The 12774-nt window shown below is 60.9% G+C and carries 13 protein-coding genes; 4 read left to right on the top strand and 9 right to left on the bottom strand.

Annotated elements, in window-relative coordinates:
* Positions 1-5 precede the first annotated feature (5 nt).
* Positions 6-1628 carry an MFS transporter gene (locus tag JFT85_RS06015; protein ID WP_053255453.1) on the bottom strand — a complete coding sequence of 541 codons (1623 nt, stop codon included), beginning with the start codon at positions 1626-1628 and terminating at the stop codon, positions 6-8.
* Positions 1629-1693: 65 nt separating this feature from the next.
* The gene (locus JFT85_RS06010) at positions 1694-3340 is read right to left on the bottom strand and encodes a GMC family oxidoreductase (protein ID WP_053255454.1); all 1647 of its coding nucleotides are present in this window, start codon (positions 3338-3340) and stop codon (positions 1694-1696) included.
* Positions 3341-3469: 129 nt separating this feature from the next.
* Between JFT85_RS06010 and JFT85_RS06005 the strand changes: the two genes are divergently transcribed.
* On the top strand, positions 3470-4363 hold the full coding sequence (locus tag JFT85_RS06005) for a LysR family transcriptional regulator (RefSeq protein WP_053255455.1): 894 nt from the start codon (positions 3470-3472) through the stop codon (positions 4361-4363).
* 132 nt (positions 4364-4495) lie between these two features.
* Here the strand turns inward: JFT85_RS06005 and JFT85_RS06000 are convergent, their stop codons facing one another.
* From JFT85_RS06000 to JFT85_RS05985, 4 genes are all read right to left on the bottom strand, one after another.
* Positions 4496-6355, bottom strand: coding sequence for a DUF3857 domain-containing transglutaminase family protein (locus tag JFT85_RS06000; RefSeq protein ID WP_201229477.1), 1860 nt, complete (start codon positions 6353-6355; stop codon positions 4496-4498).
* Positions 6356-6501: 146 nt separating this feature from the next.
* Entirely contained in the window at positions 6502-7602 is a 1101-nt protein-coding gene (locus tag JFT85_RS05995) for a DNA alkylation repair protein (protein WP_201229475.1), read from the bottom strand.
* A 16-nt stretch (positions 7603-7618) separates the two neighbouring features.
* On the bottom strand, positions 7619-8965 hold the full coding sequence (locus tag JFT85_RS05990; RefSeq protein WP_053255458.1) for a glutamine synthetase family protein: 1347 nt from the start codon (positions 8963-8965) through the stop codon (positions 7619-7621).
* An 11-nt stretch (positions 8966-8976) separates the two neighbouring features.
* Positions 8977-9534 (bottom strand): helix-turn-helix domain-containing protein, encoded by a 558-nt coding sequence (locus tag JFT85_RS05985; protein ID WP_201229473.1) that lies wholly within the window; start codon positions 9532-9534, stop codon positions 8977-8979.
* Here JFT85_RS05985 and JFT85_RS05980 point away from each other — a divergent pair.
* The 3 genes from JFT85_RS05980 (at position 9533) to JFT85_RS05970 (ending at position 10536) form a co-directional block, all read left to right on the top strand.
* A complete protein-coding gene (locus JFT85_RS05980) occupies positions 9533-9949 on the top strand; it encodes a nuclear transport factor 2 family protein (RefSeq protein ID WP_242486521.1) in 417 nt (138 codons plus the stop codon). The two genes, JFT85_RS05985 and JFT85_RS05980, sit on opposite strands and share 2 nt — an antisense overlap.
* A gap of 86 nt (positions 9950-10035) precedes the next feature.
* Positions 10036-10344 (top strand): RcnB family protein, encoded by a 309-nt coding sequence (locus JFT85_RS05975; RefSeq protein ID WP_053255460.1) that lies wholly within the window; start codon positions 10036-10038, stop codon positions 10342-10344.
* Between the two features lie 6 nt (positions 10345-10350).
* Positions 10351-10536 carry a hypothetical protein gene (locus JFT85_RS05970; protein ID WP_053255461.1) on the top strand — a complete coding sequence of 62 codons (186 nt, stop codon included), beginning with the start codon at positions 10351-10353 and terminating at the stop codon, positions 10534-10536.
* On the opposite strand, the gene JFT85_RS05965 is transcribed toward JFT85_RS05970, so the two are convergent.
* From JFT85_RS05965 to JFT85_RS05955, 3 genes are all read right to left on the bottom strand, one after another.
* Positions 10523-10798, bottom strand: a complete 276-nt coding sequence (locus tag JFT85_RS05965; protein WP_053255462.1) for a DUF1652 domain-containing protein — start codon at positions 10796-10798, stop codon at positions 10523-10525. The genes JFT85_RS05970 and JFT85_RS05965 overlap by 14 nt on opposite strands.
* A gap of 14 nt (positions 10799-10812) precedes the next feature.
* Positions 10813-11064, bottom strand: a complete 252-nt coding sequence (locus JFT85_RS05960; protein ID WP_053255463.1) for a CsbD family protein — start codon at positions 11062-11064, stop codon at positions 10813-10815.
* Between the two features lie 130 nt (positions 11065-11194).
* On the bottom strand, positions 11195-12691 hold the full coding sequence (locus JFT85_RS05955; RefSeq protein WP_073636825.1) for a helix-turn-helix transcriptional regulator: 1497 nt from the start codon (positions 12689-12691) through the stop codon (positions 11195-11197).
* Positions 12692-12774 lie beyond the last annotated feature (83 nt).

Raw genomic sequence — 12774 nt, 5'->3', positions numbered from 1 at the left:
TTAGATCAGTTGTTATTGATGTCCACATTCCGCGTTTCTTTGAGGCAGAACAACCCCACAATCAAACTGACCCCGGTCACGACCACCGGGTACCACAGGCCATAGAAAATATCGCCGGTGTACACCACCAAGGCAAACGATACGGTCGGCAGGAACCCGCCAAACCAGCCGTTACCGATGTGGTAGGGCAGGGACATCGAGGTGTAGCGGATGCGCGTCGGGAACAGCTCTACCATCAACGCCGCCAGCGGGCCGTAGCACATCGCGGCGATCAGGATCAGCGCCACGATCAGCACCACGACCATCACCTTGTTGACCTGGGCCATGTCCGCCGACGTCGGGTAACCGGCCAGGGTCACCGCGCCGCGCAGGGCGGCTTCGTCGAAGCCATCGATGCGCACGTCACCGACGCTTACTTGTACCGGGCTGCCCGCGGGGGCTACAGCGCTGCTGTATGGCAGGCCCTGCTTGACCAGGAAGGTTTTGACCTTGTCGCACGGGCTGTCAAAACGCGCCTTGCCCACCGGGTCGAACTGGAAGGTGCAGGTGGCCGGGTCGGCCAGTACGGTAATCGGGGCCTGGTGGCTGGCCTGGTCCATCGCCGGGTTGGTGTAGTGCGCCAACCCCTTGAAGATCGGGAAATACAGCACGGTGGCCAGCAACAAGCCGAGCATGAGTACCGGCTTACGGCCGACCTTGTCCGACAGCCAGCCAAACAGGATAAAGAACGGCGCGCCGATCACCACACTGATGATCAACAGCATGTTGGCCAGCGCCGGGTCCATCTTCAGGAATTGCGTGAGGAAGAACAGCACGTAGAATTGCGCCGCGTAGAAGGTCACCGCTTGCCCGCCGTTGATGCTGAACAGCGCGATCAGCACCACCTTGAGGTTTTCCCACTTGCCGAAGGACTCGCGGATCGGCGACTTGCTGGCCTTGCCTTCCTCTTTCATTTTCAGGAACGCGGGTGACTCATGCAGGCTCATGCGAATCCAGGTGGAAATGCCCAGCAGCACGATGGAGAACAGGAACGGAATACGCCAGCCCCACACCTCGAACTGGTCGCCGGTGAAGTAACGGCAGGCCAGCACCACCAGCAGCGACAGCAGCAGGCCGAGGGTCGCGGTGGATTGAATCCAGCTGGTGTGCAGGCCGCGTTTACCGGCGGGCGCATGTTCAGCCACATAGGTGGCTGCGCCGCCGTACTCGCCGCCCAATGCCAGGCCTTGCAGCATGCGCAGCACGATCAGAATGACCGGCGCCGCAATGCCGATGCTGGCGTAGGTGGGCAACAGCCCGACACAGAAGGTCGCCACGCCCATCAAAATAATGGTCACGAGGAAGGTGTATTTACGCCCGATCATGTCGCCCAGGCGCCCAAACACCAACGCGCCGAACGGCCGGACTACAAAGCCGGCGGCAAAGGCCATCAGGGCAAAGATAAACGCTGTGGTGTCGTTGACCCCGGCAAAGAACTGCTTGCTGATCACCGCCGCCAGGGCGCCGTACAGGAAAAAGTCATACCACTCGAACACCGTCCCCAGGGACGAGGCGAAAATGACTTTTCTTGATTCGCTGCCGGTGCTCGCGCGGACCGCGGAGCCCAGGGGTTGAGCGTGTTCTGACATCGGGTATCCCTCACAGTGATTATTTATTGTTGTTCCACTGTCGGCGCCGGGTGCGGCGCCGCTATTCAGATTGCATGAACCGTGTCTTTCTGCGGGGCGAGGCTCCTTGTGTTCGGCGAAAGGATCAATTGCGCGGCTTTCTCCGCGATCATCAGTGTCGGTGAGCAGGTGTTGCCGGAGGTGATGCGGGGCATGACCGAGGCATCGGCGATGCGCAGGCCGGGCACGCCGTGCACGCGCAGTTGGGCGTCGACCACGGCGTCGGTGTCGCTGCCCATGCGGCAGGTGCCCACCGGGTGGAAGATGGTCGTGCCGATCCGTGCGGCGGCTTCGTGCAGTTGTGCTTCGGTTTGCAGCGCGTCGCCGGGCAGGTATTCCACCGGTTTGTACGCGCTCAACGCCGGTGCGGCGACAATGCGCCGCGTCAGGCGGATCGCGTCGGCGGCAACCCGCAGGTCTTCCGGATGGCTGAGGTAGTTGGGCCGGATCAATGGCGCATCCGCCGGGTTTGCCGAGCGGATATCGATACGGCCACGGCTCTGCGGGCGCAGGTCGCAAACTGATGCGGTGAATGCCGGGAATGCATGCAACGGCTCGCCGAAGCGCTCCAGGGACAGCGGTTGTACATGGTATTGAAGGTTGGCCGAGGTCTGTTCCGGGCCGGAGCGAGCAAAAGCACCGAGCTGGCTGGGCGCCATCGACAGTGGACCGCTGCGGTCATACAGATAGCGCAGGCCCATGCCCATCTTGCCCAACAGGGTGCCAGCGATCTGATTCAGGGTTCGTGCGTTTTCCAGCGTGTAGATCAGCCGCAACTGCAGGTGATCCTGCAGGTTGCCGCCCACGCCAGGCAGTTCATGCAGCACATGGATGCCCAGCGGCTTGAGCACATTCGAGGGGCCGATCCCCGAGCGCTGCAGGATGCCCGGTGAGCCGACCGAGCCGGCGCACAGCACGATTTCCTTGCGCGCTTTCCAGCTCACCGGCTGGCCGTGCTGACGCCCGACCACCGCGGATGCGCGGCCGTTTTCCAGGACCACACGGTCCACGTCCACTTCGGTCAGCACCGTCAGATTCGGCCGCTGGCGGATCGGCTTGAGAAACGCCTTGGCCGCATTCCAGCGTACCCCGGCTTTCTGGTTGACCTGGAAGTAGCCGCAGCCTTCGTTATCGCCCTGGTTGAAGTCGCTGATCGGCGCGATGCCACTTTGCGCCGCCGCATCGCGAAAGGCATCCAGGATCGGCCAATGCAGGCGCTGCTGCTCGACGCGCCACTCACCGCCGTCGCTGTGAAATTCCGAGCCACCGGCAAAATGGTTTTCGCTCTGCTTGAACAGCGGCAGTACGTCCTTCCAGGCCCAGCCGGCGTTGCCTTGCGCAGCCCAACCGTCGTAATCCCGGGCCTGGCCGCGCATATAAATCATACCGTTGATGGAGGAGCAGCCGCCTAGCACCTTGCCGCGTGGGTAACTCAGTGCACGGCCTTGCAGGCCTTCCTGGGCTTCGGTCTTGAAGCACCAGTCGGTGCGTGGGTTACCGATACAAAACAGGTAGCCGACGGGGATATGGATCCAGGGGTAATTGTCGCGGCCACCGGCTTCAAGCAGCAGCACGCGGTGGGCGGGGTTGGCGGACAGTCGGTTGGCCAGCAGGCAACCGGCGGGGCCGGCGCCGACGACTACGTAATCGTATTCAGCAGCTGCAATGGGCATCTGAGGTCTCGCTTGTTTTTCTTATTGGCTCCATCCTAGTTGTTAGTTTTCGTCTTAAAAATGTTAGTTTTTACCCAGCTGCTGTGCGTTTTTAAACAGTGCGGCTCAGGCTCTCGCAACGGAGACGACATGTTCGACTGGAATGACTTACGGTTTTTTCTTGAGTTGCAACGCAGTGGCCGCTTGCTCACCGCCGCGCAGCGTCTGAAAACCACCCATGCCACCGTGGCCCGTCACATCGAGGCGATCGAGAAAAGCCTCGGTACCGCACTGTTTGTACAGCACGCGCAGGGCTACGAGTTGACGCCCTCCGGCGAAGCCCTGCTCAAACACGCCGAAGCCATGGAAAACGTCGCGCTGCTGGCCGAAGACGAACTCACCCATCGCGCCGCGCCCCTGGGCAAGATTCGTCTGGGGGTGGCCGAAGGTTTAGGCGTGATGTTCCTCGCCAGCCGCATGGGCGGGCTGTTTGAGCGTTATCCGGGGCTGGAAGTGGAACTGGTGGCCGTGCCGCGTTTCGTCAGCATCCTCAACCGCGAAGCGGAAATCAGCATCCACCTCGAACGGCCCAGCGTCGATCAGTTGGTCACGCGCAAACTCACTGACTACCGCCTCGCGCTTTACGCCAGCCGTGCCTACCTGGACCGTCACCCGCCGATCGAGAAACGCGAAGACCTCGCCGCCCACGCATGGATCGATTACGTCGACGACCTGCTGTTCAGCCAGGAACTCAAACTCCTCAGCAGCTTTTGCCGCAACCCCAAGGTGGTGTTCCACAGCACCAGCGTGATTGCCCAGCATCAGGCTGCGCGTTCGGGATTGGGAATTGCCGTGTTGCCATGCTTCATGGCTGCCGGCGACCCGGACCTGGTGCCGTTGCTGCCGGGGGAGGGGATTGAGCGAAGCTACTGGATCAGTTCGCGTCGGGAGTTGCACAAGTCCGTGCGGCTGCGCGTGTTGTGGGATTACGTGGTGGAGTTGTGCGCACACGAGCAAGGTTTGCTGCTCGGCGAATCCAGTTGAAGAAACCGGATGAACCTGTGGGCGCAGCTTGCTCGCGAAAGCGGCGTGTCAGTCAGTAAATGTATTAACTGCGCCACCGCGTTCGCGAGCAAGCCCGCTCCCCCAGGTTGATTGTGTGGTGTCAGCCAGGGCTCAGAGTTTTACCACCTGATGCACCTGTTCGGCACAGGCCCGCGCGTCTTCTATCATCTTGCCAAACGCATCACTGGTGATTTGAGCATGGGTCAACCAACGCGTTTTCTGGCTCAGGCGATAGTGGTAGCGCAACCCGTCATCCGTGCGTTGCCCTTCCAGGTCCAGGTCATACCACGGCGAGCGTACCTGGCAGCCGGGGATCGCTTTTTCCATCTTGCCGCCCGTCAGTACGAAGCTATAGTCGTGGGTCTCCGGGTTGCCCATGTAGAGGTCCGCCTGTTGGCCGTTGCGGCGGTAATTGATAAAACCATCCCAAAGACCTTTGAGTGACTCATCGGTGTAGACGTAGTTGTTTGCCAGCTTTTCCAGGCCGCGATGGTCGTTCAAGGTTGCGCTGACGGTATAGCCGTCGTGCACCACAAACGCGGTGGGTGAGCGGGTGATGTGGCAGTCGCTGATCTCGCTGCCGAAACGCGCGCAGAGGTCCTGGTCGGTGGCGGTGGCGCCCTGTTGGCGGTCGGACACGCTCATTTGCATCAGCGGCAGGCGGCTGAACACGATAGTGGCTTGAGTCGCACCGTTGCCTTGCTGGTCGTAGTGCACCTGCTTGTTCAGACGCATGCTGGTTTCGGGACGCTCCAGCGGGATATGTTCTTCGCGCACCTGGCCTTGGGCGTCGTTGACCAACACCCAGCGGTCCTGGATATCGGGCAGCGTCTGGCCTGGGGCAAACACCGGGTTGGTCGGGTCGAGCCACCAGACCTGGCCATCCACTTCCGCACGCACGATGGCGTGGTTCGGCGCGTTGGTGCCGGGAATCAGCAAGGAGTCCACCACTTCGCCACGGCTGACCCACGCGGTCTCGGCCTTGATGCCACTGGCCTTGAGCATGGCGGTCAGCAGGATTGCCAGGTCTTTGCAGTCGCCATAACCATGCTGCTCGATTTCAGCCAGATTGAACGGCACATAGCCGCGCTCCGTGGCGCGCCAGTCGCCCAGGTAGCGGTAGTGATCATTGATGTGCTGCATCAGCGCGGCGACTTGTTCAGCCGGTGGCAAACCGCGTGCGGCGGCCACGGCTGCGGCACTTTGCGCGGGTAGTTGGGCCCCGAGGATCTGGTTATAGCGTTGCGCGAAATCACCGAAGTACGCTTGGCGATCCATGGCGCTGCCCACTTCCAGGCGCGGGGTACGCATCAGTGCGGCGCCGGGTGACTCATTGATGTAGTTGAGATAGATCGGGGTTTTTTGGACCACGTCCAGGGTCTTGCCGTCGGCCGACGGGGTCACGCTGAAATCGTCGAACAGTTCGCTGCGCCACTGGATCGGTCGCTCAGCGGTAAAGCGTGCCTTGACGTGGTCGCGACGGACCGCGCTCGGGCCGAACGTGAGGGCGTAGTGAAACTGGGTCATCAGCGGCTTGGCAGCGCGATGTTCGCGTACGGTGTAACGAACCTGGGTGCCGACGCGCAGGTTCGGGAAGGCCAGGGAGGTCTGTTTGTCGCGGCGAAAGCCCTGGTCCGGGTTGGGCGCGGTGCGGGTGTCGATTTGCGCGGCATCCAGCGCGATCGGCCTGGCGCCAGGCTGGGTGGATTGAGCGCTGATCACTTCAAAGGTGTCGCCTTCGGAGTAATCGAAGTCGATGCGCGAGAGCATTTCGCGGCCGTTAGGCGCAAGGATGGTGTAGTGATAGGTGGTGGTGCAGTCGGTACTGGCATCGCGGTTGAAATGGCAATGCAACTCGGTGTCGCCGGCCAGCGGGGCTTCGGCCATGGGTTGCAGGGCGGCGCTAACGGAATGGGTGACCAGCCCCAGACTGAGCGCAATCAAAGGGCGTTGAAACGAAAAACGGTACATGGGCGCCTCGGGTGACACATTGAAACAACTACCCGGTGGGTAGCAATAAGGCGCAGATGATAATGGGTCTCAACAAAAAAATCTAGGATTGTTCGACAATGACGTTGGCTGAAAGGCCCGGAATAGAGCCTTTTGTGTAAGAAAAGTCAGGGTTTCAGCAGCTCAAACTCGGCGGTTCCAAGCTTCTCGCCATTGATCAGCACGTGTACCGAGTGTTTGCCTGGGTAGTGCTTGCGCGTGGTCAGCTCGCGGATAGGTTGCTCGCGGCGAATGCTCTGATGCTCACCCGCTTCCAGGGTAAAGGCCTTGAGCTTGAACACCTTGGCCGCGCTATGCCCCGCGCTTTTTACGTAGTCGATGGCGTAGTCCACCACCAGCTTTTGTGCGGTGGCGGCAGTGGACTCCAGGCTGAAAGAGAGGCTGATGCGCTCGCCCAGGTTGATCACCGCCGGGGTGACCGTCAGGTGGTGAACCTTCACCTCGGCGCGGGCCCCGGCGCCGATGATCGTCAGCGCGCGGGTGTTGCCTTGCTTGATCAGGCTGCGCAGCGCGTGGCGGGCGATCCACGCGGTGTGCGGGTTATCCAGGTGCCAGCCTTCGATCAGGCTGAGCACCCAGTCGGGGTCATCCTTGGTGATGTCATTGAGGTGGTTGGCCACGGATTTGCGCACATACAGGCTGCTGTCAGCCTTGAGGTTATCGAGGATCGACGCGCACAACTCGGGGTTGGCCTGCACCTCGGCGAGGCGAAAGGACCAGGGCAGGCGCGGGCGTGAGCCTTCACTGGCGAGGCGCCGTACATGTTCGTTGTCGTCCAGCGACCATGCCTGCAGCACGGCCAGCGTGCGCTTGAAGTCGTGCAGCAAAAAGTGGCGAATGGCGAACTCGGCCGAGCCAAACGTAGTGAAATATTTGAGCGCGGCCATGGAGCGCTTGAAGTCGCCTTGGCCGTAACTGGCCACATAGTGCGGCAGGAACAGGCTGACAAACCCACTGTTCAGACGCGGGGCGAGGGCGTAAAGCAGCTTGAGGGTTTGCGCATAATCCAAGGGGATGACGGCGTAGAGGCTTTCGCTGACCCGCGCCATGCGCTGCATCACCGACAACTCGGCAAGCCCCGCCTTGGCATGCTTGAGAAACCCCTTGGCGTCGAACGCCGGGTACACCGCCGACATTTCGCGGGCGATGTGCTGCAGGCGTTCGACGTTGAAGATTTCCTTGAGGGCTGGGGCGCTTTGCTCGGTCATCGTGGGTTCCAGGGCGTCAGAGAAACCAGCGGTATTCCCGCGCGTTGATCTCTTGTTGAAAGGCCAGATGATCCTGGCGTTTGTTCTCGCAATACACGTCGACAAATTCGCCGCCCAGTTTATCGCGCACCACGGGTTGATGTTGCATGGCGCGCACGGCGTCGAGCATTTCCAGGGGGAAGTCGGCACCGCTGTTTCGGTCCTCGTTCAACGGGGCGAAGGGTTCTTGCCTGGCTTCAAGGCCATGCTCCAACCCTGCGAGGATCGCCGCCAAGACCAGATACGGGTTGGCATCGGCACTGGCCAGGCGGTGTTCAATACGCAGGTTGCGCGGGTCGGACTCGGGAATGCGCACGCACGCATCGCGGTCCTCAAAGCCCCAACTGGCGCGGGTCGCCGCATTGACCGTACCGCCCAGGCGGCGGAAGGCATTGTGGTTGGGCGAGAAAATCGGCATGCAGTGCGGCAGCAGTTCCAGGCAACCGGCCACGGCGTGACGCAGCGGTTGTTGCTGGTGCGCCGCGAGCACATTGTTGCCCGCGCCGTCGTACAGGCTCACGTGCACATGCATGCCGCTGCCAGGGTATTGCAGATAAGGCTTGGCCATGAAGCTGGCGCGGTAACCGTGTTTGAGTGCCACGCCACGGGTACTGCGGCAGAACAGGGCGGCCCAGTCGGCTGCGCGCAGGCCGTCGTCAAGGTGGCCGAAGTTGATTTCAAACTGGCCGGGGCCGAGTTCGGCGGTGATGACGGTGATGTCGATGCCCTGGTCCTTGGCGGTTTGTGCCATATCGTCGAGCACTTCAGAAAAGCGCGACAACCGTTCGATATGCAGGTTGGGCTGGTCATCGGGGTCATCGCTCAGCGGGTCGCGGGCGAATTGCGGCAGGCCGCTGTCCAGCTTTTTATCGAACAGATAGAACTCCAACTCGAACGCCACCACCGGATGGATGCCTTTGTGGTGCAGGCGCTCCAGGACCTTGGCCAAGACTTCGCGGGGTTCGAATTCGATCGGCGCTTCGGTACCGTCCGAGGTAATCAGCATTTGCCCCAGCGGCTGTGACTCCCAGCTCACCGGCTTGAGCGTGCCTGGCACGAGGCGGCGGTTGGCGTCCGGGTCGCCATCGTGAAAGCAATAGTCACCAATCTTGAACAGCCCGCCCTGCGCCCCCAGCAGCACAGCATTTTGCGGCAGCTTCAACGGGCTGCCGGCAGCGACTTTTTCCAGCATGTCCACCGGGTAGCGCTTGCCATAGAAATGCCCGGGAATGTCCAGGGCGATCAGGTCAACGTAACGCACGTCAGGGTGGTTCTGGCGGAACGTCCGTACCTCGGCCAGCAGCGTGGAGGAATGGCTTTTCACGGGTCTTGCTCCTAGTTGTAAACCCACAGCACGCGGGCGGGCAGTTCAGTCAGGTTGGCATAGCGGCAATGGGCGAAACTGGCGAGGTGGAAGCTGTCGCCAGGGCCGAGGGTGACCGGATCGGCCTCACCGTCCACCCACAGCGTCAGTTCGCCCTCCAGCACAAAACCGGCCTGCTCGGCGCGGTCGCTCATGGTCTGTTCACCGCTGTTGGCGCCGGGTGCCAGCAGGCTGTCGAGCATCGAAAAGGCCGCGTTCATGCTCGGCGAGACCAGGATGTCGGTAATGCCATTGGCGTAGTACACCGTGCGCCGCTCGTTGGGGCGCGTGACCCAGGCCACCGCCTTGGGTTTGGGCAGGCTATAGAAATAGGTGGTGGGCACATCGAGGGCGTGGCTGATGGCAGTCAAGTCCGCCACGGTCGGGCGCGACAGGCCGCGCTCCACCTGAGACAGGAAACCCACCGAGCGCTCGATTTTTTGCGCGAGTTGGGCGAGGGTGAGTTTCTTGTGCTTGCGCAGGTCGTGGATCAGGACGGCCAGAGCGTCGAGTTCTTGCTGTTGGTTCATGAAATTTATTTCGATAAATTTCATGAAAAATTACAGGATTTATTTCATGGGAGCAATGGACATCGCATTGGAAGCGCTTTTATTCGAGCAGGAACAGGCGCTGCAGGGGTGCACCACCCGTTCAGACGCAGTCCAACTGTCGCAGTTGCTGTCCGATGATTTTTTTGAGTTTGGCGCCAGCGGGAATGTTTGGGGCAGCAAGGCCGAAATAATGACCGGCTTGTTGGATGAAGGGTTTTGCGCGCGGAGCATGACGGGGTTTGCGGTGAACGTGTTGGGTGAAGGCGTAGCGCTGGTGACTTATCGCGGCTATCGGGAAGGGGTTGGGCATTCGTTGCGCAGTTCAGTCTGGCGCGAAGAGGCGGGGCAGTGGCGGATGGTGTTTCATCAGGGCACGCCGGTGGCCGTTGTATAACCCCCCTTGAAGTCGAGTTCTGGCTGAATGATTCTGCGCGTGCGCGGTCGGAACCTGGGTACGCATCATTCATTGAAGGAGCACCCATGAAGTCTAAAATCCTCGCCGCTTGCCTGCTGGTCGCCACCGGCCTGTCCACCGCCAGTTTTGTCGTGCAGGCCGGTGATACGCCCCAAGAAACCGTAAAGCCTTCAAACATCAACGCGCGTGATTTGAAAGAGGGCGACCGCGCCCCCGATATGCTGATGCGCAAGGAATCGGCCGTCAGCGATTGGAAAAAACGTGGCCTCAAGCAGCCTGAAGCAGACAGCCAGTGGGCTCGGGTGGGTGACAGGTTTGTGCTGCTGAAAACCACCAACGGCACCATTCTCGAGATCACGCCCGTCAAGAAATGACCGCTGTTGTTGGCTGACGCTGGCGCGAAGGTAACCGACCACACCGGTCGCGTTACCTTCAACGCCAGCCTGCCGGCCCACGGCATGTTCTGCATGCTGGCGGCGTTTATCGTAGGTGGTGGGGTGTTTTACGTGAGTGGCGCGTCGTTGAAGCGGCGGCCACTTGGGCAGTGCGCGGTTATTGCGCCGTAGGCGACAGGGGCAGGTCGTCCAGCGTCAGGTGGCCCATGGTGTTGCTCTGCAGTTCATAGCGCAGTTCTTCAACCATTTTTTCCACGGCCTGTGGCGACTGCAACTTGCTGACGCTGATGCCCGTGACCACCAGGTCAACCCGGCCACTTTCGGCATCGAACACTTTCAGTGTCAGCGAAGCGTCCCGGCACAAGGTGAATTCGCAGGTGAGGGGCAGCAGCGCCTCTTCAATGCAGTTACGTAGTTGCGAGAGCGTGAACATGTGGCTCAGCCTCCTCACCGACGACGCAGCAACAGACCCACAAGCAGACCGATTCCGGCACCGACAGCCACGGTAGCCAGCGGTTTGTTTTTGGCAAATTCGCTCACCGTCTCCAGCGCGTCGCCATAGGTTTGCTGCAATTGGCCTGCGGCCTGGCGGGCAACACCTTCAGCGTGCAATTGCTCATCACCGGTCAGGTCGCCGATAAAGCCCTGGGCCTTGCCCGCGACTTTCTCCATGGCGCCTTTGACTTGTTCGCTTTTCATGGTGCATTCCTCAAAGAGATCAAACCTGATGGCACGGGACTTAAAGCCCTGTGCCCACTCTTCAAGGTTATGCAGCGCATCACGACTCAATAAGGCGAATTTGCACTGGTTGCACTAGTGCATTTGCACTCTATTGCTTGGTTTTTACTCGCAATTCACCGGCGAACAGCCCGCGTTCACGGGCCCAAACGATCGCCGCGCTGCGGCTGTGCACACCGAGTTTGGAGTACACCGTGGCCACATGGTTACGCACCGTGTTGGGTGCCAGTTTCAGGCGCGAAGCAATTTCCTTGTCGGCCAGGCCTTCGCAGATCAAGCCCAGCACATCGCGCTCACGGGCGGTCAGATCGGTAAAGCTCACGCTCGGCAAGTTGGGGCTGTTGACGCTCTTGGCGTTGGCCAGTTTCTCGATCAGGGTCTGGCTGAACCACGAGGCGTCCTGCATGACTTCCTCGATGGCCGCCACCAACTCCAGTTCCGAGCGTTTGCGTTCGGTGATGTTCATCATGACCAACAGGTAGCAGGGCACGTCCTCGATAATCACGGTGTCGGCGGAGACCACGCAGTCGATCACCTCGTTACCCTTCTTGCGCACCTTGAGGTCCTGGCCGTCGAGATTGCCGGCTTTTTCCAGGGTGGCGAACAGCTGCGCGCCTGCCTGGGGGCTGTCGATAAAGTGGATGTCTTCGACGGTTTTGCCGATCAGCTCTTCGCTGATGTAGCCCGTGATGTTCATGAATGCTTCGTTGATATCCACCACCTGCCGGTTGGCGGCGCTGCATACCAGCGTCGGCACGGGCGTCAGGCGGAACGATTTGGCGAAGCGTTCTTCGCTCTGGCGCAGGGCTATTTCCGCCTTGCGTCGCGGCTCCAGGTCAGTGAAGGAAAACAGCATGCAGTCTTCCTCGTTCATGTCCAACGGCTGGCCGGCGACGATCACCAGTTTGCTGCCGCCTTCGGGCAAGCGCAGTTCGGCCTGCATCTGCGGGATGGTCGCGCCTTCGCCCAGGCGCTGCACGGCCAGGTCCTTGCGCTCGGCATGCTCCAGCACATCCAGTTCATACACCGAGCGGCCGATCACCTGGTCTCGGTTGTAGCCGGTCATCTCCAGGAAACCCTGGTTGACCTTGATGTAGCGCAAGTCACTCAGGCGGCAGATCACTGCGGGCGCCGGGTTGGCATTAAAGGTTTTCTCGAAGCGCTGCTCGGCGCTGGCCCACTCGGTGGCGTCGCTGAGGATCAGCACCAACAACTCCGGCTCGCCGTGGGCGTCGTTCAATACCAGGCTGCGCACGCGGTGCACCCAACTGCGCTCTTCGTCGGCCGTTGGGGTGACTTCCACGACCACATCGCTGAATTCTTCACCGGCCGCCACGCGGCTGAGCGGGTAGGTGTCCAGTTGCAACGGATGGTTGTTGCGGTAGCGCAAGGCGAAACGCTCGGCGTATTGCTTGGTATTGGCACCGAGCTGCTCGACCTCGCTCACCCCATGCATGGTCAGCGCGGCTTCATTCGCCCAGAGAATGGTTTGGTCGACCTCTGCCAGGATCACACCGTCGGATAAGCCGGAGATGATCTGCTGCAAATGGCGGCGGTTGGTTTCTTTCGCGAGGACATCCTGGCTCATGGTTTCTCCCGGTAGATGGCACATGGGGGTACGACACCCGGGGTTGATGATAGTGCAGAGAAAGTGCGACGCGGGAAGTGCGA

The sequence above is a fragment of the Pseudomonas sp. TH04 genome (assembly GCF_016651355.1).
In the GTDB taxonomy this organism is placed as follows: Bacteria; Pseudomonadota; Gammaproteobacteria; order Pseudomonadales; family Pseudomonadaceae; genus Aquipseudomonas; species Aquipseudomonas fluorescens.
This window is presented reverse-complemented; position numbering and strand designations above follow the sequence as displayed.

Excerpts from the sequence above, each read along its gene's own strand:
- JFT85_RS06015 (WP_053255453.1), bottom strand. The coding sequence starts at position 1,628 with ATGTCAGAACACGCTCAACCCCTGGGCTCCGCGGTCCGCGCGAGCACC.
- JFT85_RS06010 (WP_053255454.1), bottom strand. The coding sequence starts at position 3,340 with ATGCCCATTGCAGCTGCTGAATACGATTACGTAGTCGTCGGCGCCGGC.
- JFT85_RS06005 (WP_053255455.1), top strand. The coding sequence starts at position 3,470 with ATGTTCGACTGGAATGACTTACGGTTTTTTCTTGAGTTGCAACGCAGT.
- JFT85_RS06000 (WP_201229477.1), bottom strand. The coding sequence starts at position 6,355 with ATGTACCGTTTTTCGTTTCAACGCCCTTTGATTGCGCTCAGTCTGGGG.
- JFT85_RS05995 (WP_201229475.1), bottom strand. The coding sequence starts at position 7,602 with ATGACCGAGCAAAGCGCCCCAGCCCTCAAGGAAATCTTCAACGTCGAA.
- JFT85_RS05980 (WP_242486521.1), top strand. The coding sequence starts at position 9,533 with ATGAAATTTATTTCGATAAATTTCATGAAAAATTACAGGATTTATTTC.
- JFT85_RS05985 (WP_201229473.1), bottom strand. The coding sequence starts at position 9,534 with ATGAACCAACAGCAAGAACTCGACGCTCTGGCCGTCCTGATCCACGAC.
- JFT85_RS05975 (WP_053255460.1), top strand. The coding sequence starts at position 10,036 with ATGAAGTCTAAAATCCTCGCCGCTTGCCTGCTGGTCGCCACCGGCCTG.
- JFT85_RS05965 (WP_053255462.1), bottom strand. The coding sequence starts at position 10,798 with ATGTTCACGCTCTCGCAACTACGTAACTGCATTGAAGAGGCGCTGCTG.
- JFT85_RS05960 (WP_053255463.1), bottom strand. The coding sequence starts at position 11,064 with ATGAAAAGCGAACAAGTCAAAGGCGCCATGGAGAAAGTCGCGGGCAAG.
- JFT85_RS05955 (WP_073636825.1), bottom strand. The coding sequence starts at position 12,691 with ATGAGCCAGGATGTCCTCGCGAAAGAAACCAACCGCCGCCATTTGCAG.